The organism is Variovorax sp. HW608 (assembly GCF_900090195.1).
Taxonomy (GTDB): Bacteria; Pseudomonadota; Gammaproteobacteria; order Burkholderiales; family Burkholderiaceae_C; genus Variovorax.
In genome coordinates, this window is the sequence record NZ_LT607803.1 from 2,964,908 (window position 1) to 2,986,781 (window position 21,874).

Annotated in this window: 17 protein-coding genes; 6 read left to right on the forward strand and 11 right to left on the reverse strand. The window is 63.3% G+C overall.

What is annotated here, in order from left to right:
* Positions 1-20: 20 nt before the first annotated feature.
* From VAR608DRAFT_RS13855 to VAR608DRAFT_RS13865, 3 genes are read right to left on the reverse strand one after another with little or no spacing between them, the layout of a single operon-like run.
* Positions 21-1,091, reverse strand: a complete 1,071-nt coding sequence (locus VAR608DRAFT_RS13855; protein WP_088954580.1) for a WD40/YVTN/BNR-like repeat-containing protein — start codon at positions 1,089-1,091, stop codon at positions 21-23.
* A gap of 53 nt (positions 1,092-1,144) precedes the next feature.
* Positions 1,145-2,521, reverse strand: coding sequence for a DUF1329 domain-containing protein (locus VAR608DRAFT_RS13860; protein WP_088954581.1), 1,377 nt, complete (start codon positions 2,519-2,521; stop codon positions 1,145-1,147).
* A gap of 26 nt (positions 2,522-2,547) precedes the next feature.
* Positions 2,548-4,446 (reverse strand): DUF1302 domain-containing protein, encoded by a 1,899-nt coding sequence (locus tag VAR608DRAFT_RS13865; protein WP_157730931.1) that lies wholly within the window; start codon positions 4,444-4,446, stop codon positions 2,548-2,550.
* 98 nt (positions 4,447-4,544) lie between these two features.
* On the opposite strand from VAR608DRAFT_RS13865, the gene VAR608DRAFT_RS13870 reads away from it, so the two are divergent.
* Genes VAR608DRAFT_RS13870 through VAR608DRAFT_RS13880 form a run of 3 tightly spaced genes read left to right on the forward strand, consistent with a single transcriptional unit; the run spans position 4,545 to position 7,694 of the window.
* On the forward strand, positions 4,545-5,531 hold the full coding sequence (locus VAR608DRAFT_RS13870) for an NAD(P)-dependent oxidoreductase (RefSeq protein WP_157730933.1): 987 nt from the start codon (positions 4,545-4,547) through the stop codon (positions 5,529-5,531).
* Positions 5,532-5,539: 8 nt separating this feature from the next.
* Entirely contained in the window at positions 5,540-6,043 is a 504-nt protein-coding gene (locus tag VAR608DRAFT_RS13875) for a nuclear transport factor 2 family protein (protein WP_157730935.1), read from the forward strand.
* 49 nt (positions 6,044-6,092) lie between these two features.
* The gene (locus VAR608DRAFT_RS13880) at positions 6,093-7,694 is read left to right on the forward strand and encodes an AMP-binding protein (RefSeq protein WP_197700523.1); all 1,602 of its coding nucleotides are present in this window, start codon (positions 6,093-6,095) and stop codon (positions 7,692-7,694) included.
* A gap of 345 nt (positions 7,695-8,039) precedes the next feature.
* Here the strand turns inward: VAR608DRAFT_RS13880 and VAR608DRAFT_RS13885 are convergent, their stop codons facing one another.
* From VAR608DRAFT_RS13885 to VAR608DRAFT_RS13920, 8 genes are all read right to left on the reverse strand, one after another.
* Entirely contained in the window at positions 8,040-8,975 is a 936-nt protein-coding gene (locus VAR608DRAFT_RS13885; RefSeq protein ID WP_088954585.1) for a hydroxymethylglutaryl-CoA lyase, read from the reverse strand.
* 29 nt (positions 8,976-9,004) lie between these two features.
* Complete coding sequence (locus tag VAR608DRAFT_RS13890; RefSeq protein ID WP_088954586.1) at positions 9,005-11,017, reverse strand: acetyl/propionyl/methylcrotonyl-CoA carboxylase subunit alpha; 2,013 nt, start codon at positions 11,015-11,017, stop codon at positions 9,005-9,007.
* A gap of 51 nt (positions 11,018-11,068) precedes the next feature.
* Positions 11,069-11,854 (reverse strand): enoyl-CoA hydratase/isomerase family protein, encoded by a 786-nt coding sequence (locus VAR608DRAFT_RS13895; RefSeq protein ID WP_088954587.1) that lies wholly within the window; start codon positions 11,852-11,854, stop codon positions 11,069-11,071.
* 31 nt (positions 11,855-11,885) lie between these two features.
* Entirely contained in the window at positions 11,886-13,493 is a 1,608-nt protein-coding gene (locus VAR608DRAFT_RS13900; protein ID WP_088954588.1) for a carboxyl transferase domain-containing protein, read from the reverse strand.
* 42 nt (positions 13,494-13,535) lie between these two features.
* Positions 13,536-14,498, reverse strand: coding sequence for a Bug family tripartite tricarboxylate transporter substrate binding protein (locus VAR608DRAFT_RS13905; protein ID WP_088954589.1), 963 nt, complete (start codon positions 14,496-14,498; stop codon positions 13,536-13,538).
* Positions 14,499-14,542: 44 nt separating this feature from the next.
* Entirely contained in the window at positions 14,543-15,661 is a 1,119-nt protein-coding gene (locus VAR608DRAFT_RS13910; RefSeq protein ID WP_231973500.1) for a CoA transferase, read from the reverse strand.
* A gap of 201 nt (positions 15,662-15,862) precedes the next feature.
* Positions 15,863-17,002 carry an FAS1-like dehydratase domain-containing protein gene (locus tag VAR608DRAFT_RS13915; protein WP_088954591.1) on the reverse strand — a complete coding sequence of 380 codons (1,140 nt, stop codon included), beginning with the start codon at positions 17,000-17,002 and terminating at the stop codon, positions 15,863-15,865.
* A gap of 29 nt (positions 17,003-17,031) precedes the next feature.
* On the reverse strand, positions 17,032-18,591 hold the full coding sequence (locus VAR608DRAFT_RS13920) for an acyl-CoA synthetase (protein WP_088954592.1): 1,560 nt from the start codon (positions 18,589-18,591) through the stop codon (positions 17,032-17,034).
* A 191-nt stretch (positions 18,592-18,782) separates the two neighbouring features.
* On the opposite strand from VAR608DRAFT_RS13920, the gene VAR608DRAFT_RS13925 reads away from it, so the two are divergent.
* The 3 genes from VAR608DRAFT_RS13925 (at position 18,783) to VAR608DRAFT_RS13935 (ending at position 21,871) form a co-directional block, all read left to right on the forward strand.
* A complete protein-coding gene (locus tag VAR608DRAFT_RS13925) occupies positions 18,783-19,562 on the forward strand; it encodes an IclR family transcriptional regulator (RefSeq protein ID WP_088954593.1) in 780 nt (259 codons plus the stop codon).
* Positions 19,563-19,596: 34 nt separating this feature from the next.
* Positions 19,597-20,022, forward strand: a complete 426-nt coding sequence (locus VAR608DRAFT_RS13930) for a PaaI family thioesterase (RefSeq protein WP_088954594.1) — start codon at positions 19,597-19,599, stop codon at positions 20,020-20,022.
* 1,177 nt (positions 20,023-21,199) lie between these two features.
* Positions 21,200-21,871, forward strand: coding sequence for an alpha/beta fold hydrolase (locus VAR608DRAFT_RS13935; RefSeq protein ID WP_088954595.1), 672 nt, complete (start codon positions 21,200-21,202; stop codon positions 21,869-21,871).
* Positions 21,872-21,874 lie beyond the last annotated feature (3 nt).

Genomic DNA, 21,874 nt, shown 5'->3' on the forward strand with positions numbered 1-21,874 from the left:
AATCCAAATCCGAATCCGGCTTAATGCGACATCTGAGCGGTCACGCCCAAGACGCCCACAGAAAACACCCGGCCTCCTTCGACTTGTGTGAGGCCGAACACTGGAATGTGGGTGTCGCCGCCGAACGACGTGAACGTCCGACCACCATCTCTGCTCCGCACGAGCCCGCCGCTCTGATCAGCAAGCACGATGTCCCCATTCGCAAGGCGCAGCCCCGCCGTGATCCCCGCCGCGCGCTGAGTGGCGACAGCCGTCCAGCTCTTGCCGCCGTTCTCGCTGAGAAAGGCGCTTCCTCTCATTCCGAAGGCCACCACCTTCGGGCCGTCGACAACGAGGCCGAACAAGGTTCCAGAGTAACCCGTTGGCAGCGAAACCCACCTTTTCGACTCACGGTCGAATCGCCAGACATTTCCCTTCTCGCCAGCGATGTACAGGAAATCAGCGTCACCCTTTACTGCGTAAAAATGCAGCTTCTCGGGGTTGTCGACCCGGTCCATCTGTGAGGACCATGTTTTTCCTCCGTCCTCGGTCCTGAAGACCGTACCGAACGTGCCAACGATGGTCCCCTTCATCGGCGATTCGAACCATACGTCCAACAGCGACGGAATGGACTGCTCTGACTCATCCGGCTTGCCCTGCGAGTGGCGATCGGTCAGTTCATCCAACTCCCGGCCGGAAAACCGCTTGGTCCAGCTCTTGCCGCCGTCCGCGGTGGCGAGGACTATGCCGCCGTGACCGACGGCCCACCCGACAGTTGGAGTCGGGAAGCACACCGAGACAAGGTCCGTCTCGACCGGAACCTTGGCTTGCACCCTTGTCCTTCCGCCGTCGTCCGAGTACACGATGTGGCCACGCAGCCCGACAGCGACGATGCGCGAACCCGCAGCCGCCACAGCCAGCAACGGAGTGCGCACCTCGAATGCGCTAGGTGCCGCCGGCGTATCGGCTAGCGGCCGGTAAGCTCCCGCCGGCGCCGGAGGCCGGGTATCACCACCTTCAGGCGTCGGCGCAGCCACGCCATGCCTGAAGACAGCGCAGCATAGGAGAAGGCCAATCGTGGCAATGCTTGCTGAATGACGTGAGCTCTTCATGAGTAGTTGCCTCGGGTCCGCGCAGCGGTCGCGATTTGGCGCATCGATCAGGCCTACCGTATGCCCTCTCCGGCCATGGCTTCAGGCGAGAACGCACGATCGTCCAGTGGCTTCACCGGGGACATGCCCCCTTCGGGGAAACCAGCCAAACCCTGCACGAACCAGGTTCCGGACTGCAAGTCGAGTTGCATCGTGGAGTCGGTGTATACGCCAAGCTGTCCCTCATAGAAAGGAACGGCAACAGTGTTGGCAACGCGATAGAGCTTGTTCGCTGCGTCATAGCTCTCGGTGGAACCCGCACCGGGTGCATCCTCGTCCCAATAGAACACGCGTCGCGGGTACACGTGCCGGAAGCCGCTCTTCAGAGTAGCCTCGACGACCCAGACCCGGTGCAACTCCCACCGAACGCACTCCGGATTGGGAAAGTTCTTGAACTCGACGACCTTCTGATCAGTACAAGTCTTGTGGTTCACCAAGCCGAAGGTGTTGTACATGATGTACTTCTCCTTCTTGCCAATCAGTTTGAAGTCGTACCGATCCAGGGCACCAAGAAATCCCTTGGCATCGTCCATCGTCGATGTTCCACCTGAATTGGGACTGGGTGTGTCGTAAGCAAGGTTCGGTGCGAGCTTGACGCGACGCTGACCAGGGATGTATTGATAGACGCGGCGCCCCTTGTCGACCATGTCCAGCGAGTCGAGTATGACCAGCTTGTTGCCCACCTTTCTGGCGGGCGCCACGTCGTTGTTCGCGATCTTCCAGTAGAGCATGTCCGAAGGATTCGGGTTCGAGTTCTTCGGGTCGAAGTAGTCGAACTGCTGATGCTGCTCCACCTTTGTCTGCAGCACGGCCTGTCCGTCCGGCGTGGTCACCCACGAACTCGTCTTCCCACCGTAGGCATGCGCTCCATACTGAAGCAGATGATTCCACATGACCTGATTCCCCGTTTTCGGGATCGGAAACGGAACCCCCCCGTAGCAGCCTTCCAACCGAAGTTCGTTCTGCGCTCCCTTGCAAGAGGTTGCGTTCTTTGCCGTGTTCTCGAGGACGTATTTTGGATACTCGATGTCGCGCCGGGTCGGATAGATATCCATCCGGAACTCCGGATAGCGCACGAACACTTCTCGCATCGCGTCGAGCTTGTCCGCGTACTTCTCGGCATTCTTCGCCGTGATGGTGTAAAGCGGCTTGTCGTTGTAGGGATCCGGGCGCTGGCCAGGGTCCTTCAGGTCATAAGCAGCTGGAGCCCTTGGCGCTTTGCCGCCGTAGGGGGGAATGCTCCCTTCCTTGTTACCGGCCGCCTCGGCACCGATCAGCGTGAGCTTCTCGCCGCCGAGTTGCCTGGCCTCCTCTGGCGAAGTCGCTCCGTGGGCTATGGCGCCGACGAGGACGAAAGTGAGCCCAAAAGCGATGTGTGTCCTGCGAAACATGTGCTGTCTCCTGAAGTGGTAAGCGCCTAGAAGGTGGTCTTGAGGGTCAAGGACACCCAGTCTCGATCCCAATACTTGCCGAGCGGAGAGTTGCTCAATGATTGGAAGCCTGCTGAGTCATTGGTGTGCTTGGCAAGGTAGCCGATGTACTTGAGAGTGACCGTGTATTGGTTCTTGACGTCGGCAGAGAGCCCGATGCTGTAGTTCCCCTGCCCCTTTCGGTCGCCGAACGGCACCGGTGAATTGCCCTTTAGTCCTACGCCGACGAACATCGGGAGAGATAGGTCGACACCGTTGAGGACTTGAAACCATTTCGGCTCGAACTGCGCAGCGAGGCCGACGGAATTCGTCGTCGCGCACCCGTAGGGGAAACCACCGGAGGCCGCAGATGGGCAGTTGAAGCCTTCGCCGGAGAAGGACTGCGGATTGCTGACGACACGGATCAGATGCGCAAAGTTCAATTCGGTAGTCAAGGTCGCCGAGTCGAACAGGGGACTTCGTCCGAAGTAGGAGATAGCGTTGATGACCCCAGCGAAAACATCGCCTGTTGGGAGCAGGCTGTTGCCAACGGGTCCGGCGCCCAGGTTCGCATTTCCGGCCGGAGTCGTAAAGGGTCTAGCCGGCAGTTGCGCATCCCTGCGGTAAGTCAGATCCGAACCGACCGACACGTCACCCACCTGCTTCGACAGACTGAAGCCCAACATCTTCTGCCTCGGCGTGGTGTAGTCGAGTCCAAACTGGGTCGGCAGCACGGAAGATCCCCTCAGCGTACTGCCGCTCATCACCAACTGTGGAAGCTTATCGGTGTACTCACGCAGATAGAAGCCCACTGTGCCATCGAGCCATTCAGGACGTAGCTTCAGGGCCAGGCCCCAATCGCCGTGCTTGCGCGCCGGCATCCCGGTCACTCCCCCGAACGGGACACCCAGGATATTTCCACCACCACCCAAACTCAAGCCGTCCGCAGCGCCGAAGTACGTTCCACCATCGGGAAGAGGAGACGCATCCCAGTCCAGGAAGTATTGACCGGCGAGCGTGACGCGATCGCTCATGTCTGCCGAGAAGGACAACTGATTCAGCGGCTTGAAGAGTTCCTTCGCCTCAGCACCGGGATTCGCCACCGCCTTGCGAATGTCCACGGGTCCCTGCGCGTACGCGACGCCTCCCACAAATGAGAAGACGGACTCGCCCCAATAGATGTTGTGCTGGCCCAGCTTGATATTCAGCGGGACATCGCCGAGATCGAATTTGCCGAACAAGAACGCATCGAGAAACTCGCCCGATGGCCCGATATTCCATCGCTGCGTGTAGCTCGTGTACGGCCCGCCCGTGCGTCCAGCCCCCTGCCCCGCACCGCGAGGAGCCTGACTCAGGACTGGATCGCCTTCGATCCGGTTCGAGTACGCTGCGTCGTACCACGCCGTTGCGCTGACGCGAAAGCCATATCGACTTTTGTATGCGACATCGAGCTCGGACAAAAGATCGAGACGACTTGCCATCACATTGCCCACCTTCGCAAACTTGTTGTCCGACTGGTGGGCCGTGACATCGCCAGCTCCGGCGCCATTGCCACAGATGTTTGGATCGCAGTCTTTCGCACGAATGCCGATGTCATAGCGAACGGTATTGTCGAACCGCACCTTGAGTTCATGATTCCCGACATCGATCTCGGACGCCCAGGCCGCCCCGGACAGTGCAAACACTGGAGCGACCGCCATGCCAAGGAGGGCCGGACGGATTGCGGGAACCCGCGATGCGATAGTGTGGTTCAAAACAGCTTTCTTCTCGTGGTTTGGGGGCGTCAGGGTTTGCGCCGTTATGACGACATTAAGTCGCACATGCTCTGTCCAGAACAAGTACGCACGCAAAGGTGCGGTACACACATGCGCGTAAGCAAGTCGCATCGCTTCGGGCGCGTGATCCATTCTTTCAATGAGCGGAGTCCGGTGTGACTCGCCACCTGCGTCACCCACGTTGACATGGGCAGCGCACTTTTGCGTGCGTACTTGTGAGGCGAGTGCTCGTGACCTTAATCTGGCGCGACGCCGACATTCGGCAGAAGACGATTCGCCACACCCAAGGAGCACCATTCATGCAACCAAGTCAACCGGTCATCGATCCGGAGTTCCGCAGAATTGCATTCATCGGCGCAGGACAGATGGGGGGCCGACTCGCGCGTCTGCTCATGCGGGAAGGTCACGAACTGATCATCTGCGATCCGGCAGCTTCGGTGCAGAAGGCCTTCGCCGCAGATGGAGCGGCCATTGCCGCGACACCTGCAGAGTGCGCCTCGGCCGATGTCGTGATCATCTTCGTGATGAATGGCACCGAGGCACTGAGTGCGACCCTTGGTCCGTCTGGGTTGCTCTCGGCCATCGACCCCTCCACCCCGCCGCTCGTCCTGATCATGAGCACCATCATGCCGGATGAGGCGCGCCAGATCGCGGCCGGCTTGTCCCAGAAAGGCGTCCACACCGTCGACGCTCCGGTAACCGGCGGACCGATTCTCGCCGAGCAGGGCAAACTGCTGATTCTGGCCGGCGGCGATCCCGCAGATGTAGCGCATGCTGAAACGGTGCTGCGACTGATGGGTCGTGAAGTCGTCAGATGTGGCGCACTCGGAGGAGGCCTGACTGCCAAGATCCTCAACAACATGCTCGGGATCGCGAACATGTATCTGATGCAGGAGTGCTACCGCCTGGGCGTGGCCTACGGCATGCCCCCATCGAGTGTCGCCGCCATACTCGAGAAAGGAGCCGGCCAGAATTTCTGGACACACGACGTCGGTGAAACGGTCGCCAACATGGACGTGTTGTCCAGTGACCCCGATTACTTCGTCAGGATGGTGAAGGCGTGCCTGAAGGATTGGGGTTGTGCTGTCGAGCTTGCCGAGAAGGTCGAAATGCAGTTGCCGTTCCTGGGCGGGATGATGGCCACCGTCAGCGATATCGATAGCCAGGCACTGCACTCTCAATGGCGCCGATTTGTCGACCTGCACGCCAGGGCATGAGGAATATCATGAATCAGGATTCACCTGGCGCCGACCAGTGCGAGACTTCGACACTGTCGCAACGGGTCGCAGAACTGTACGACCGGATGCAGATCGAGCAGCTTGTCGTGCGCTACGCACACGCCGTTCGAGACAAGAATGCAGACCTCGTCATGTCACTCTTTGCGGACAATGGCGCCTCAGTCGACTTCGAACGCTCGGTGATTGCGGATGGCAATGAGAAACAGGGGCTGTCCGCAGTCCGCAAGGTCTACGCAGACGGATTCGAGTTGCTCGATCCGTGGCCACACTTATGCAATCACCTGATCGATCTGCAGGACTCGGACCACGGGACGGGCATCGTGAGCCTGGAACTCAGAACAGGCAAGAAGAACTATCAGGTTGCATGGATCGGCGTATATCGGGATGTCTATGAAAAGGTCGATGGCGTCTGGAAATTCAAGACACGGGCTGCAACCGTGAAGAAGACACCTCTCATGAGCACCTGGCCCGAAGCGGATATCCCTGGGTAGGCGCACACCATCGGCAGTCTCGACCTCAGCAAGAAAGATGGACTCGATCATGAAGCTCCCCACGCACCAACCGATGACCACCCTTGAAGGCCCCTACCAGGGCGTTTTCCAGCCTCAGCTGCTGGTACATGCCCTGAGCTACGACCCGAGCCGACCGTTTCTGTACTACGACGATGGCCAGATGCTTACTGCGGGCGGCTACGCCGAACTGGTCAGCCAGTATCTTCAGGCGCTGCGGTCGCTCGGTCTCCGGCGTGGCGCGCGAATTGGCGTGCTATCAGCGAATCGGCCCGAAGTGCTTGCGATCACGGGTGCCTGCCTTTTGGGCGAATACGTCATCGTACCGATGCATCCTCTGGGTTCGCTTGACGACTATGTTTACGTCGTCAACGATTCGAAGATGGAGGCGCTGATAGTCGATCCCTCGCGCTACATGGAGCGCGGCATGGCGCTGGCAGAACGGGTCGAAGGCCTACTCATCGTTTCGCTCGGGCCCTCAGGAGTCGGACACGATCTGTGCGAGCTGGCGCGCGGGATGCGACCCACAGCCCTGACAGCGCCGAGCTCCAGTGCCGATGATCTGTATCGCCTTGCCTATTCCGGCGGCACAACGGGCAAGCCGAAGGCGGTTTCCGGCACGCATCGAGTTGGCAGCGCCATGCTGAGCATCATGCTCTCGGAGTGGGAGTGGCCCTCCGAGATGCGGCAGCTGATGTGCGCGCATCTCAGCCACGCAGGCTCCGCGATGTTCCTGCCTACCCTGCTGAGAGGCGGCTCGATGGTGATCATGCCATCGTTCGATCCACTGATGGTGCTTCAAGCCATTGAGAAGTACCGGATCAATTGCGTCCTCCTCGTGCCGACGATGATCTACGCTCTGTTGGATCACCCCCGCTTTTCGGAGTTCGACCTGTCGAGCCTCGAGACGATCTTCTATGGCGCCTCCATGATGTCACCCACGCGATTGCGCGAGGGCATTGCCCGGCTCGGGCCCGTCTTCTTCCAGTTCTACGGTCAGGTCGAAGCGCCCATGACGATTTGCGTCATGCGCCGAGACGATCATGTCGCGGACGACCCTCAACGCCTCGCGTCCTGCGGACGCCCCGTTCCCTGGGTGCACGTTTCCCTCCTCGATGAGCAGATGCGCCCAGTGCCGGATGGCATGCCGGGTGAGATCTGCGTCCGAGGCCCGCTCGTCATGGCTGGCTACCACGACCGCCCGGAGCAGAGCGCCGAAGCCCTTGCCGGCGGCTGGCTGCACACGGGCGACGTCGCGATCCGCGATGAGAGTGGATTCATGCGAATCGTCGATCGCAAGAAGGACGTGATCGTCACTGGCGGCTTCAACGTGTACCCGCGTGAAGTCGAGGACGTTCTTGGCGGTCATCCGGCCGTGGCCAGCTGCGCGGTGATCGGCGTGCCCGACGCATATTGGGGCGAAGCCGTCACCGCAATCGTCGTATTGCGCGCCGGCGAGAAGCCTTCTGCTGACTCGCTGCGGACACTGGTTCGCGAGAAAAAGGGCGCCGCGCAGGTACCGAAGTCGATCGAGTTCGTCGATTCATTGCCGCTCACCGCGGCGGGCAAGATCGACAAGAAGGCGCTGCGCGCCGCCTACTTTTCGAAGGCCGAGACTTCCGCAATTCAGTGACACAGCCTTGTGGCAAGCTTGCTGAGCGCCTGGCCGAACGTCTGTGCATCGAGAAGCAGGTAGTCGCGTCGGTGGAAGTTCGTCGCTTGAGACGCCCGAAATTGGAGTGCCAGCGTCGCACGTTTGCTGAGAGCATCCATGCCCTGGCAGGACGTGACGAGGGGCGAAGGCGGTCCTGCTCCAGAGCGCGTCGCTCGCTCGGCCAAGCGCTCGGTGTAGCCGCAGCCGCGCGGCTGGCGGTAGAGTTGGGATCGCACCGATGCGGATACCGTCCCGCTGGAACTGCGGAGATTCGTGCCTGGAAGCCTTCTTGAACGCGAGCTCACCTGCCCCGAAACCAGTGCGTCAGTGACATAGTCCCGCACTGACACGCTTGACCCGCAATGCCCTGGAAGCGCGCGAGTTCGGTTCGCGCCCGAGCGCATGGCTGATATAGACCCCCGCATCAATCAACTTGTCGAGGTCGATGCCGGTTTCAACGCCGACGCTCTGCAACGTGTAGACGACGTCTTCTGTCGCGACGTTGCCCGTTGCACCCTTGGCACAGGGACAGCCGCCCAGCCCTGCAACAGACGTGTCGAACTGCCATATGCCCAGTTCCATGCTTGCCAGCACGTTGGACAGGGCAAGGCCATAGGTGTCGTGAAAATGTCCTGAAACGTCATCGATGGCGTAGGTTGCAAGCACGGCCTCGAGGGCGCGCTGCACCCGTCCGGGTGTACCTACGCCGATGGTGTCGGCAACCCCTACGTGCTGCACCCCGATGTCTTTCATCGTCCTCGCAAGGCGGCCCACCGCATCCGGCACAATATCGCCCTCGTAAGGGCAGCCGACCGCACATGACATCGCCCCACGCACATGAATGCCGTTCTCGCGCGCGGCGGCGACGACTGGAGCGAATCTTTCAATGCTCTCGGCGATGGAACAGTTGATGTTCTTGTGACTGAAGGTCTCGCTCGCTGAACCGAAAACGACGATTTCATCGGGCCACTTTGGGCGTTCCGCAGCAAGCGCCGCTTCAAGGCCTTTCATGTTGGGCGCGAGGACAGAGTAGCGCACTCCGGGGGCGCGTCGAATGCCGCACATCACTTGCGAGTTATCGGCCATTTGGGGCATCCATTTCCGGCTGACGTAGCTGGTGACCTCGATGTCTTTCAGGCCGGCATTCTGCAGACGATGCACAAGTTCGATCTTGACGCCCGCCGAAACGGGTTGTGCTTCGTTCTGCAAGCCGTCGCGTGGTCCGACATCCACGAGCTTGACGCGTTTGGGATATGCCATGTTCTTTTCGGTTGATACGACGATTCAACCTACGTTGCCGGCGCTGCACCTGCCAGCCGAAGCAGCTCCGCGCCCTCGGCCACCTGGTCCCCCGGCGCGAACAACAGCTCCTCCACGGTCCCATCCGACGGCGCTGTGATGGTGTGCTCCATCTTCATGGCCTCCATCACCGCGAGCGGCTGGCCGCGGCTGACCTTGTCGCCGGCCCGGACCGCGAAGGACGCGACCTTGCCGGGCATCGGCGCGGTCAGGCGGCCGCCTTCGGCATGGGTGTCGCCGGCATGGGCCAGGCGGTCGACCGTGGTGATCTTCGTCGCGCCGTCCGCCGCGAAGACATGAACCGCGGACGGGTCCTCGTACACATTGAGCGTGTGCCGCTGGCCGTTGAACTGCAGCTCGATCTCGCCCGAGGGAAAGCTGCCGATCTCCAGCGGGCCCGCCACGTCGCCGACCTTCAGCGAGAGCGCGCCGTCGTGCAGATAGCGCAGCTCGGCGGTCTTCGTCTCGCTGCGGAACTCGAATTCGAACGGCCGCACGGTGACACCCTGCACCTGCCAGCCATCGCGACGGCTGAACGGGTCGGCGGTGGCGGTCGCGGCTTCGGCCAGCAGCGTGCGCGCAATCGACGCGGCGGCGGCCAGCGGCAGGCCGAGCGGCTCCCGGTCGAAGAGCACGTCGCGCTCGCGCTCGATCAGCGCGGTGTCGAGCTTCGCGTGGGCGAAGGAATCGGTGCGCAGGATGCCGCACAGGAACTGCACGTTGGTCGCGACGCCGACGATGTGCGTCTGCGCGAGCGCCTGGTCGAGCCGCGCCAGCGCCTCCTCGCGCGTGCTGCCGTGCACGATGAGCTTGGCGATCATCGAGTCGTAGAAGGGCGAGATCACGCCGCCCTCGCGCACGCCGTCGTCGATGCGCACGCGGCTGCGCTGGAAGGCGGTGTGCTGCGCCGGCTTGCGATAGACGTGCAGCGTGCCGGTCGCGGGCAGGAAGTTGTTGTCGGGGTTTTCCGCGCAGATGCGGGCCTCGATCGCGTGGCCGTGGATCTGGAGCTGCTCCTGCTTCAGCGGCAGGCTCTCGCCGGCGGCCACGCGCAGTTGCCATTCGACCAGGTCGAGGCCGGTGATCGCTTCGGTCACCGGGTGCTCGACCTGCAGGCGGGTGTTCATCTCCATGAAGAAAAAGTTCATGTGTCCGTCGTCGCGCTGCTCGACGATGAACTCGACGGTGCCTGCGCCGACGTAGTTCACTGCACGCGCTGCCGCCACCGCGGCTTCGCCCATCTGCTTGCGCATCGCTTCGGTCATGCCCGGCGCGGGCGCTTCTTCGAGCACCTTCTGATGGCGGCGCTGCACCGAGCAGTCGCGCTCGAACAGGTAGACGTAGTGGCCCTGGGTGTCGCCGAACACCTGGATCTCGATGTGGCGCGGGCGCTGCACGTATCTCTCGATCAGCACCGCATCGTCGCCGAAGCTGTTGATCGCCTCGCGCTGGCACGAGGCCAATGCCGCCGCGAAGTCGCCCTTCTTCTCGACGACCCGCATGCCCTTGCCGCCGCCGCCCGCACTGGCCTTGATGAGCACCGGGTAGCCGATGCGGTCGGCTTCGCGCTGGAGCAGCTCGGGGTGCTGGTCGCTGCCGTGGTAGCCGGGCACCAGCGGCACGCCGGCCTTCTCCATCAATTGCTTGGATTCGGCCTTCAGGCCCATCGCCTTGATCGCCGAGGGCGGGGGGCCGATGAACGCCAGGCCGGCGTCGGCGCAGGCCTGCGCGAACTCCTCGTTCTCGCTGAGGAAGCCGTAGCCGGGGTGCACGGCCTCCGCGCCGGTCGCCTTCGCGGCTGCCAGGATCTTCTCCCAGCGCAGGTAGCTGTCCTTGGGCGCGCTGCCGCCGATGTGGACCGATTCTTCGCAGGCGCGGACATGGTTGGCATGCGCATCGGCATCCGAGTACACCGCAACGGTGCGCACCGCCATGCGGCGCGCGGTCGCGGCCACACGGCAGGCAATCTCTCCACGGTTCGCGATCAGGATCTTCTTGAACACAATACGAAGCTTTCAAATTGGCGGCGTGCAGGACTCAGATGCTGGCTCGCATCAGGCGGCCCACACAGGTTTGCGTTTTTCGAGGAAGGCCCGCAGGCCCTCCTGCCCTTCGTCGCTCGCGCGGATGGCGGCGATGCGGCGCACGGTCTCATCGGAAAGCGCGGAATCGATCGGCCGACCCGTGACATCGCGCAGCAATTGCTTGCATTCGCCGACGGCCGAGGGGCCCGCGGCGACGATGTTTTTGAGCACCTCGTCCACCTTGAGGTCCAGCGCATCGGCTGTCACCACCTCGTGCACGAGCCCCATGCGACGCGCCTCATCGGCCGGAAAGCGCTCCCCTGTCAGGAAGTAGCGCTGGGCCGCACGCGCTCCCATTGCTCGAATCACGTAGGGACTGATGGTGGCGGGAATCAGGCCGATCTTCACCTCGCTCAGGCAGAAGTGCGCGCCTTCCACCGCAATGGCTACATCGGCCGCGGCCACAAGCCCCACGCCGCCCGCATACACGTCGCCCTGGATGCGCGCGATCACCGGCAGCCGGCTTTCGGACAAGGTGCGCAGCATGCGCGGCAGGCCCGCCGCATCCTGCAGGTTCTGTTCAGGCGTGAACTCGGCGGCCCTTCGCATCCAATTGAGATTCGCGCCAGCACACAACGAGGGCCCACGGGCGCCCAGCACCACGGCGCGCACGCCAGGCACCGCTTCGATCTCGGCAAAGGCGACACACAGTTCGCGGATGAACACTTCGTCAATGGCGTTGCGCATTTCCGGGCGGTTCAACCAGATCCTCGCCACCGCGTCATCGATGGTCAGTTCGAGCGTCGTGAATTCCATTCGGGCTTCCTTCCTTTTTGATCATTGCGCACTACATGCGGAAGACGCCGAACTTCGGCCCGGGGATCGGCGCATTGCGCGCAGCGGCCAGGCCCAGCGCCAGCACGCGGCGCGTGTCGGCGGGGTCGATGATGCCGTCGTCCCACAAGCGCGCGGTGGCGTAGTAGGGATGGCCCTGCAGCTCGTACTGCTGGCGGATCGGCGCCTTGAAGGCTTCTTCCTCCTCCGCGCTCCATTGGCCGCCCTTGGCCTCGATGCCGTCGCGCTTGACGGTGGCGAGCACGCTCGCGGCCTGCTCGCCGCCCATCACGCTGATGCGCGCGTTCGGCCACATCCAGAGGAAGCGCGGCGAGTAGGCGCGGCCGCACATGCCGTAGTTGCCCGCGCCGAAGCTGCCGCCGATGATGATCGTGAACTTGGGCACGCTGGCGGTGGCCACCGCCGTCACCATCTTGGCGCCGTGGCGTGCGATGCCTTCGTTCTCGTACTTGCGCCCGACCATGAAGCCGGTGATGTTCTGCAGGAAGACCAGCGGGATCTTGCGCTGGCAGCACAGCTCGATGAAGTGCGCGCCCTTCTGCGCCGATTCGGAGAACAGGATGCCGTTGTTGGCGACGATGCCCACCGGCATGCCCTCGATCTCGGCGAAGCCGCAGACCAGCGTGTTGCCGTAGCGCGCCTTGAACTCGTGGAACTCGCTGCCGTCGACGATGCGCGCGATGATCTCGCGCACATCGAAGGGCTTGCGGGTGTCGACGGGGATCACGCCATAGAGTTCCTCCGCGGGGTAGGCGGGGGCGCTGACCACAGAAGGACCGGGCGCTTGCGCCCGGTTGGCACCCAGATTCGCGATCGCGGTGCGCGCCAGCGCCAGCGCATGCAGGTCGTTCTGCGCCAGGTGGTCGGCCACGCCCGACAGTCGCGTGTGCACGTCGCCGCCGCCCAGGTCTTCGGCCGTCACCACCTCGCCGGTCGCCGCCTTCACCAGCGGCGGGCCACCCAGGAAGATGGTGCCCTGGTTCTTGACGATGATGCTTTCGTCGCTCATCGCCGGCACATACGCGCCGCCCGCGGTGCACGAACCCATCACCACCGCGATCTGCGCGATGCCCTGCGCGCTCATGTTCGCCTGGTTGTAGAAGATGCGGCCGAAGTGCTCGCGGTCCGGAAACACCTCATCCTGGTTCGGCAGGTTCGCGCCGCCGGAGTCGACGAGGTAGATGCACGGCAGGCGGTTCTGCTCGGCGATCTCCTGCGCGCGCAGGTGCTTCTTGACGGTCATCGGGTAGTAGGTGCCGCCCTTCACCGTCGCGTCGTTGCACACGATCATGCAGTCCACGCCGCTCACGCGGCCGATGCCGGCAATCAGGCCCGCGCCGGGCGCCGCGCCGTGGTACATCGCGTGCGCGGCGAGCGGGGAGATTTCCAGGAAGGGCGTGCCGGGGTCGAGCAGTTGCGCGACGCGCTCGCGCGGCAGCAGCTTGCCGCGTGCGGTGTGCTTGCTGCGCGCGGCCTCGCCGCCGCCGGCTTCCACTTTGGCGAACTGGGCGTGCAGGTCGTCGACCAGGGCGCGCATGGCTTGCGCATTGGCCTGGAATTCCTCAGAGCGTGTGTTCAGTTTCGTTGTCAGTGCCGTCATGCCGGGATTCAAGAGTGTCTCAGGAAGGGAAGGTCGCGCGGCTCACTCGAGTTTCATTCCGACGCTCTTGATGAGAGGTCCCCACTTCTCCCGTTCGCTGCGCGCGAAGCGGTCCAGACCGTCCGGCGTTCCACCGGCGGTTTCGTGGCCAAGTTCCAGGAGTCGCTGCCGCGCTTCGGGCAGCGCCAGGATCTTGACGATCTCCGCATTGAGTTTCTGAACGATCGCCGCAGGCGTCCCATGGGGCGCATAGAGTCCGTTCCACGCGACGACCTCGAATCCCTCCAACCCCTGGCTGGCCGCGGGCCGCGCGCCCGGCAGAAGCGCCGAGTCCTTGAGCGACGTCACCGCCAGCGCCTTGAGCTTGCCGTTCGCGACGAAGGGACGCGCCGCGCTCGCCGTATCGATGCCGACCAGCACCTGTCCACCCATGAGATCGGTCATGGACGTGCCGGATCCCTTGTACGGAACGGACCGCATGACAACGCCGCTCTGCTTCTGGATGAGCTCCAGCACCAGTCGCGACGTCGTGCTCGGCAGGCCGACGTTGACGACATCGGGCCGCGCCTTCGCGTCCGCCAGCAGGTCAGCCATGTTCTTGTAGGGCGCGTTCGGATTCGCGAGGATGACCATGGGGAAGGTGCTCACCAGTGCCACCGGCTCGAAGTCTTTCTCCGGATCAAACGGAATGGATGGATAGAGAAACTGGTTGAGCACATGGGTTCCGTTGGTTCCCATGAGCAGGGTATAGCCGTCGGGAGCGGCGCGCGCCACCTCGGCGGCGCCGATGTTTCCGCCCGCGCCCGCGCGGTTCTCGATCACCAGGGGTTGGCCGAGTCCGCGGCCCAAATGCTCGGCCAGGTAGCGGGTTGCAACATCAGTGCCCTGCCCGGCCTGATAGGGAACAATGATCCGTATTGGTTTGGTGGGATAGGCCTGGGCCGAGACGAGGGATGAGCTCAAGAGCGCGACCAGCGCAATCAAGATGCTAACGATCCGTTCCATTGCATAGTCTCCTTATATTGGCTGTTTGCGCGGTCGCCCTTGCTTCAGGGCGCCGCTTCCGGGCAGACGTTGATGGCCATCAGGTGGCTGATCCGTCGTTGATCGAATCCCGCCTCTTCAAGAACCTCTTGCACGTGCTGGCCGAAGCGCGGCGGAGTTCGACCGGGCCGGCCCGGTGTTCGCGAAAGTCGAACCGGTACACCGATGCCCTTGTAGCCATCGATGCTCAGGCTCATGCCGCGATGCACCGCGTGCGCCTGCGAGAAGGCTTCGGGCACGGTGTGCACGGGGCCGACCGGCACGCCGCTTCGCATCAGCGCGCCGCACACCGCTTCCCGCTTCCATCCAGCAAGCACAGCTTCGATCTGCCGCTGCAGTTCGTCACGATGCTGGAGGCGCGCGGCATTGGTCGCGAAACGCGGATCGCCCACAAGCCCTTGAAGGTCCACGACTGCGCAGAATTTGGCGAACTGGCGGTCATTGAGAATCCCGAGAAAGACCTGCCCGTCCTCGCACTGGAACTTGTCGTAAGGCGCGATGTTCGGATGCGCGCTGCCGAGCAGGCCGGGAACCTGGTTCGAGTGCATCCAGTTCGCGCCATGCGGCACCAGCAAGCTCAACGCGGTGTCGAACAGCGTCGCTTCCACCCGTTGGCCAAGGCCCGTTCGATCGCGGTGGTGCAACGCGAGCAGGATGCCGGTCAGCGCCGCGTAGCCCGTCAGGTGATCGACGATCGGAACGCCCATGCGGGTCGGGCCCGACGCGGGGTCGCCATTGACGCTCATGAGGCCGCACATGGCTTGCAGCACGGCGTCGTAGCCAGGCAGACCGCCGAGCGGACCATCGGCCCCGAACCCGGAGATCGAGCAGTAGATGAGGCCGGGGAACCTCGGCTTCAGCTCGTCCTCGAAGTCCATCCCCCAGCGCTGCATGGTGCCGGGAACGAAGTTCTCGATGAGCACGTCGGCGTCCTGCAGAAGGCTCAGGAGCGTCTCGCGGCCTTCGAGGTGCGCGAGGTTCAACGCGATTCCGCGCTTGCCCCGGTTGACCGCCGTGAAGTAGGCCGCGTCGCCGTCGTCGTTAAACGGCGGTCCGAGTGTCCGCGTCTCGTCGCCTGTGGGCGGCTCGATCTTGATCACATTGGCGCCATGATCGGAAAGCATCTGGGTGCACAAAGGACCCGCCAGGACCCTAGACAGGTCGATGACCCGCAGTCCTGCTAGCGCACCGTGCACGCTGGCGCTTCGCCTTAAAGTATTTGGCATAGCTAATCCGGAAGGAACCGCCTTGGCGAATTTACGCGGGCCAAGCGCCAGGCGGTGCCGATGTGCTGCCCAGCCTGCGCCCCGGTGGGGCGAGGCGACTCAACCGCGCGCGGGCAACTCCACGATGCCCGAGCCGATCGCCGACAGTTCGTCGTCCTGGTTGTGCGCCTCCTGGGAAATTTCCACGAGGTGGCGGCCGTTCTCGACGAACTTGCGCTTGACGTAGCCCTTGATGAACAGCATGTCGCCCTCGGGGTTGTGGCGGCGGATCTTGCAGTGCGCCTTGCGCAGGAAGCCGTCGTCGCCCATCCAGTTGGTCAGGTGATGCGTGAGCCACGAAGTGCGCTCCGGCCCATAGTCGTACGCGCCGGGAGCGCCGACTTCGAGCGCGAAGTCCTCTTCCCAGTGCACGCGTTCCGGCACGTCCGAAATGCCGAAGCGGTTCGTGATGCCGACACCGGGGTGCGCGTCGATGAGCTTCCACGCCAGCTTGTTGGCCCGGATGTAGAGCCCGCCCCAGCCTTGGGCATAGGCGATGAAGCCGGTCACCGTCATCGGGCCCTTGAACATCACCGGGAGCGCCTCGCCTTCCTTCACGTCTTCCCAGTAGCGAGGCGTGCTGCCGCGAACTTCTTCCTTGGCGTAGAGCTTGTAGGCCTCCTGGATCTCCTCGGTCGAGTAGCGGCGCGGCGCACGGGCACGCACTTCCTTGTACTTGCTGCCCTGCTCGCGCGCATGATCGCGCTCGGTGCGGAAGCACCAGCTGTCCGCCTCGGCCACCTTGTCGCCTTCCTGGTTGAAGAAGTCGACGTGATAGATCTGCTGCACCGCGCGGCCGGCAAAGCGGGTCTCGTGCTCGATCAGGTCCTTCAGGTAGGCCTCGGTCCGGATGGTGTCGTTGCGATGGACCGGTTTGTGCCATTCCCAGTCGGCGCCCGACCACATGGCGTGCACGCCCGGCAGGCCGCCCACATAGCCCGAGACGATCCGGCTCGTCGAGAACAGAAAGCTCGGCAGCGCGACGATGCCGCCGTACTTCGTCTTCGCGGCGTAGTCCGGATCACACCACAGCGGGTTGTCGTCGCCGATACCGTGCGCATAGTGGCGGATGTTGTCGCGCGTCGCCTCGTAGCACCATGGCTCGGCCGTCGCGCCAATCTTCAGGCCGATGCGCTCACGCAGCTCGTCCAGGCCGTTGTCGGTGATCTTCGGGAAGGTTCTTTCGGTGGTGGTGGACATGCCGTCTCCTGTTGAAAAAAATTGGGGGATTACGAATGGGCGGAAGCGACGGCGGCTTCTTGCTCGCGCAGCTTCTTCCGGTGGATCTTTCCGGCGGGCGTCTTCGGCAGTTCGGCGACGAACGCGACCTGCCGCGGGTACTCGTGCTGGCTCAGGCGCGTGCGGACCGCGTCCTGGATCTCCTCGATGAATTTCTCGCCCGCGGGCCGGTCCGAGACCACGAAGGCCTTGACGATCAGTCCGCGCAGCGCGTCCGGCACGCCGATGGCTGCGGCTTCCTTCACGTCGGGGTGCTTGAGGATCGCGTCCTCGACTTCCACCGCACCGATCGTCCAGCCGGCCGAGATGATCACGTCGTCCGCGCGGCCTCCGTGCCAGAAATACCCGTCCTCGTCGACGCGTCCAAGGTCCTTCGTCGGGACCCATTCGCCACGGCGCCAGAGCTTTAGCTCGCCGGTCACGCCGGGGGCGCAAGGGTTGCCGTCGATGTCGTGCACCTCGACGCGAAGGCCGGGGATCGGCTTTCCGAGCGATCCCGACTTGACCGGGAAGTCCGGTGCACCGGGATAGGACACCAGGCACACGCCGATCTCGGTCGTGCCGTACATGCTGCAGGCCTTGTGACCGAAGGTCGCCTCGATGAACGCGGCGGTCTCGCTGTCGATCGGCTCGCCGGTGAACGACACCTTGTCGAGGACGTAGCGGTGCTTCGATGCGGCACCCGAGTTGCGCATCATCCGGTAGTGTGTCGCCGCGGCCGAGAGATTGTTGAATCGGTGCGTCTCCAGCGCCTGCAACAGCCGCTCGCCGTTGAACCTGCCGGCGTAGGCGCCGATCGTGACGCCCATCGCGAGCGGCGCCAGCGTTCCGTGCCAGAGCCCATGCCCCCAGGCCGGTGACGAAGGACACATGAAGCGGTCGCCCGGCCGCACGCCCGTTCCGTACAACGCCGCAAGCATCAGCGTGACGATTGCGCGATGCGTGTGTTTGACCGCGTCCGGCAATTCCCTCGTGGTTCCGGATGTGTACTGAAAGATCGCAAGGTCGTCGGCCCGGGTGTTGACCTCGAACCGCGGCGCAAGGCGATCGAGCGAAGCAATGAACGCCTCATCCGCGACGACCACCTTGAGGTCATCGCCCGCCGGTACGACCTCTGCCTTCTCGTGGTTCGTCACGAGCAGCCTGGGCTTGCAGTCCTGCACCCGAAGGCGGATGCCGTCCGGACCGAAGAGCGTGAAGAGCGGGACCGCGATGGCACCCATCTTCATCGCGCCGAAGATCGCCACGTAGAACGCCAGCGACGGCTCGAGCATCACGGCGACGCGGTCGCCGGGCTGGATGCCCAGCTCCACGAGGAAGTGGGCGAAGCGCGACGAGCCCTCCGAGATCTGCCGGAAGCTCAGCGCTTCGTCCCCGCCGTTGGCCCGCACGAGGACAACCGCTTCGTTGTCTCCCTCCACATGGCGATCGATGCACTCGTGCGCAATGTTCATGCGCTGCGCGTCGCCATCGAACAGCTCCCACAGGCCCGCGGTGCTGCAGTGCGCTTGCGCATTCGCGTAGGAGGTGAACTGCGTCAGTTTCGTCATCGCTGTCTCTCGTTGCTCGTGATGGAGAGACTTTGCGCGTCCGCGTTGTAATTGTCAATAGCGTCTATAACTTGTCTATATACAATTTCGACAGCCAGGTCTCACTCGCATGCCAGACACCCGAAAGCCGACGCGAATGTGCGCGAGACAAAGCGTCGTATGCTTCGCCAACCTTGTGATCCGCCCTTCCCATGCCTGTCGCAGCACCCACGCCTCCGCCCGTCAAGGGTCCCCGCGTTCGCCCCGTACCCGCGGTCTCGCGCGCTCTCGCCATCCTTCGGTTGCTAGCCGCAAGCTCCGAGCCGATGTCGCTCAAGACGATCTCGGAGCAACTCGATCTGGTGACGAGCACATGCCTCCACATCCTTCGTGTCCTGGTCGAAGAAGGAATGGTCAGGCTCGAGCCAGGGACGAAGCGATACAGCCTCGATATCGGCGTGTTGTCCCTGGCGCGCAGCGTGGTCGAGAACAATCCCTTCTCTGCGCGCCTGCAAGGCGCACTCGACCGGATTGCCGAGCAATGGAACGTCACCACGATCGGGATGAAAGTCTCGGGCCTTGAGGACCTCGTGGTGCTCGCCCTGGCCAGGTCAAGAGGACCGTTTCGCCTGTATGTGGAAGTCGGCAGCAGGGTGCCCGCTCTTACCAGCGCAACAGGGCGAATCATCGCGCACTATTCCGGCCTGACCGACAGCGAACTCGCACGCCGCTTCAAGTCATTGAACTGGGAGAATCCACCTTCGTTCGAGACGTGGCTGAAGGAAGTGAAGTCGGTCCAGCGAAAGGGGTTCGCAGTCGATCGAGGCAACTACATCAGCGGCATCTCAGTGCTGGCCGTTCCCATCCTTGATGCGCAGCGTCGCGTTACTCACGCTGTAGCCGCGCTGGGCATGGCCGACACGTTGACCGCGTCGACCTTGCAAGCGCTCGCGGCAGACATGCAGGCCGAGTCCGCCGCTTTGGCACAGTGACAAAGAGTTGTCGTCGAGAGCGAGTGTGAACGATATGACCGAGCGAGTCGAGGCGCTGCAACTCGCCGGCTGGAAGCAACGCTCACTGGGCGGGTTCGCGGACCGCTTCGGTCCTCTTTGGACCAGAAAGGAGAATGACGGCTGGGCCTACGGCATCCTCGCAACACAAGAGCATCTGAATCCGGCGGGCTTCGTCCACGGCGGCGGGCTGTGCGCGCTCTTCGATCACGTCGTGAGTGCCGTCGCTTGGGAGGCCGTGGGTCGGCGTGCATGCGTGACGGTTCAGCTCAGCACGCAGTTCCTCGCTGCAGCGCGCGAAGGGCAGTTCCTGGAAGCCCGTGGTCGGGTCACGAGGACAACGAACACATTGGTGTTCGTCGATGGAACGATCGAGTCGGAGAAGACCGAACTGCTTCGTGGCTCGAGCGTACAGAAGATTGTTGTCCAGGCCGAACTTTGAGCTGCGAATGAGCGCAAGGGCTTGATCTTGCTGCGTTTATTCAGCAAGGCGCGGGGGGTTTACTGGGTACAGGCAGGCTTGACGCCGAGCAGCTTGAAGGCCTTGTCCTGCAGCGGCGTGGGCCGCGTGGTGATGACGATCTTAGTGTTGGGGCGCGTTAATTCCGCTAGCCAGGATCATTTATTGCTAGGGAGTGGCCAAATCGGAGGCGGTCGTCAGGCCGACCCGCGGGTGCGACGATCGCGCTCTTCAAACTGTTGAGCGGAGCTGCCCACGCGAATCACGATTCAGGCGGTTGTCGACCGTGGCGACCGCGCGCCACCAGTCACGGTAGTGCTCGGTGCCGTTGTGAGGAAATCTGACAGCGCGCCCTCGTCAGGGCTCGGTCTTCTTGTCCGCGAGACGCACGACGTCTTGCAAAGACTGCAGACGGTCGTGCTGCAGGAGCAGGTGGACGCCTTCCTCAAGGCGGCTGTCTGCTGCAAGGGTTGCGGCCGAAGCCATGCCGCGAAGAGCATGAGAGCGCTGGTCTACCGCACGGCCCTTCGGGAAGGTCGAGCCGGACAGCCCGCAGCTGTATTCCCGATGTGCTCGCTGCGGTTTCACGGCTTGTGATCGCGCCACATTCGACCCCTTGGCCCTTGCGTTGCCGGAACGCACTCACCTGCAGTGGGCCTGGCTCCAATGTCGGTACGCCAGCGTGCTGTCCTATCGTCTCGCCCAGATCTTCCTGCGCGATGCATTTCCAGGCGGCGCTGCACTTGCCGCGTCGAGTCTGAAGACCGTTGTGCGAACCGTCAGCGAACGGCTTGAGCAGGAAGTGCAAGACAACGTCAAGAGCACCGCCATTGCTTGCCGAGGTGCGCCAACGCCGCCAACGCCCTGCGCACGAAGCGAGGTTGCCATTCAGATTGACACCGGTTACATCAGGTCGACATCCAAGGTCGAGGGACGCCGTTGGTTATCTGTCATCGCCTCGAAGATCTACATGCGCAGACTGGCCGCAACCTCGCGCATGCCTACTCCACTGGCTACGACCCATGGGCAGGGCTGCGGCAGCAGGCCTTTCTCGGCTCTGCCGACATTCACCCAACCAACCCCTTGTTGTCTTGTCCGACGGCGGGGAGGATATCGCCTGGGCTTGCAAGTTGCCGGCAGCCAAGGAACGCATTTCTGACTGGTTTCAAATCGGCATGCGCTTTCAGCACCTGCACATCGCTGTTCAGGGCCTGCGCAACCTGAGCGTGCAGATGAGACGGTCGATCAAGCGCCGTATTGCCTCACATCGCTGTCGGACGACGTCGCGGCAACGCGCCGCACGCTGGACGCACAGACCGGCCCCGTCGTTCTGGTGGGCCATTCGTGGGGCGGCGTCGTGATCTCGGAGGCGGGCGCCGATGAGCGGGTGAAGTCGCTCGTCTACGTGGCTGCATTCGCGCCGTCGGAAGGTCGGTCCGCCGCCGAGCTGGGCAAGGACTATCCGAAGCCGCCCGGCTCGGACTTCATCGTGCAGGACAAGGAGGGCTTTCTGAGCCTGAGTGCAGAGGGCATGGCGAAGCACTTCGCCCAGGACCTGCCGCTGGCGACAACCCGGGTGATGGCCGCGACTCAAGGCCCAATCAGCGCCAGGAGCTTCGAGGAGAAGGTGAGCACCGCGGCCTGGAAGACGAAGCCCTCGTGGTTCGTCCTCACACAGCGGGACCACATGATCGACCCGGCGCTGCAGAAGGCGATGGCGGAGAAGATCTCCGCGCACGTCGTCAGCGTGCCGACGTCGCACGTTCCGCAGGTGTCCAGGCCGGCCCAGGTCGCCGACGCCATCGCCGCCGCGGCGAGCAACGCGAAGTGAGTT

Coding starts and splice junctions, on each gene's coding strand:
- VAR608DRAFT_RS13855 (WP_088954580.1), bottom strand. CDS start 1,091: ATGAAGAGCTCACGTCATTCAGCAAGCATTGCCACGATTGGCCTTCTC.
- VAR608DRAFT_RS13860 (WP_088954581.1), bottom strand. CDS start 2,521: ATGTTTCGCAGGACACACATCGCTTTTGGGCTCACTTTCGTCCTCGTC.
- VAR608DRAFT_RS13865 (WP_157730931.1), bottom strand. CDS start 4,446: ATGGATCACGCGCCCGAAGCGATGCGACTTGCTTACGCGCATGTGTGT.
- VAR608DRAFT_RS13875 (WP_157730935.1), top strand. CDS start 5,540: ATGAATCAGGATTCACCTGGCGCCGACCAGTGCGAGACTTCGACACTG.
- VAR608DRAFT_RS13880 (WP_197700523.1), top strand. CDS start 6,093: ATGAAGCTCCCCACGCACCAACCGATGACCACCCTTGAAGGCCCCTAC.
- VAR608DRAFT_RS13885 (WP_088954585.1), bottom strand. CDS start 8,975: ATGGCATATCCCAAACGCGTCAAGCTCGTGGATGTCGGACCACGCGAC.
- VAR608DRAFT_RS13895 (WP_088954587.1), bottom strand. CDS start 11,854: ATGGAATTCACGACGCTCGAACTGACCATCGATGACGCGGTGGCGAGG.
- VAR608DRAFT_RS13900 (WP_088954588.1), bottom strand. CDS start 13,493: ATGACGGCACTGACAACGAAACTGAACACACGCTCTGAGGAATTCCAG.
- VAR608DRAFT_RS13905 (WP_088954589.1), bottom strand. CDS start 14,498: ATGGAACGGATCGTTAGCATCTTGATTGCGCTGGTCGCGCTCTTGAGC.
- VAR608DRAFT_RS13910 (WP_231973500.1), bottom strand. CDS start 15,661: ATGCTTTCCGATCATGGCGCCAATGTGATCAAGATCGAGCCGCCCACA.
- VAR608DRAFT_RS13915 (WP_088954591.1), bottom strand. CDS start 17,002: ATGTCCACCACCACCGAAAGAACCTTCCCGAAGATCACCGACAACGGC.
- VAR608DRAFT_RS13920 (WP_088954592.1), bottom strand. CDS start 18,591: ATGACGAAACTGACGCAGTTCACCTCCTACGCGAATGCGCAAGCGCAC.
- VAR608DRAFT_RS13925 (WP_088954593.1), top strand. CDS start 18,783: ATGCCTGTCGCAGCACCCACGCCTCCGCCCGTCAAGGGTCCCCGCGTT.
- VAR608DRAFT_RS13930 (WP_088954594.1), top strand. CDS start 19,597: ATGACCGAGCGAGTCGAGGCGCTGCAACTCGCCGGCTGGAAGCAACGC.